1 protein-coding gene is annotated in these 443 nt (G+C 45.6%); it reads right to left on the minus strand.

All coding sequences use genetic code 11. From position 1 onward, the window contains the following. On the minus strand, positions 1–403 hold a 403-nt coding region (locus ACNKXV_RS13355), incomplete at its 3' end, for a glycosyltransferase (RefSeq protein WP_417908233.1). Between the last annotated feature and the right edge of the window lie 40 nt (positions 404–443).

A 443-nucleotide genomic window follows, 5' to 3' on the forward strand; every position in this document is an offset into this window, starting at 1 on the left:
GAACTCTTAATATCTTCCCTTTTCTACCGTCAAAATATTGACCCACAGCTCCCAAAACCCCACAAAATGGGTTGGCATTCCTAATTGCCAATAGCCGCTCAAAGCAGTCCTCTCTAAAAGGGGGATCATTGTCATCTCCCCAATAAATCCAGTCCAATCCGGCTTTGCCACAGAGCTCTAATCCCTTGACTGCAGCCCCTGCCGGACCGGTATTTTTCCCCATCCGCACATAGGTCAGACGGGAATCGTTCTTTTCCTTTAGGACCTGTTCGGTCTCCCAGTCCTCGGAATTATCGATAATCCATAAGTGCTGAGGAGGAACCGTCTGTGCAAAAATGCCTTCCAGTGTATTTAGAAGTACTTGAACCCGCTGATAGGTGATAATAAATCCACCAAATCTCATTTATGTATAGGATTTGGAGAATAAAGACGCTTTACCAGAG

It is taken from the genome of Christiangramia aquimixticola (assembly GCF_048285835.1).
Classification (GTDB): domain Bacteria; phylum Bacteroidota; class Bacteroidia; order Flavobacteriales; family Flavobacteriaceae; genus Christiangramia; species Christiangramia aquimixticola.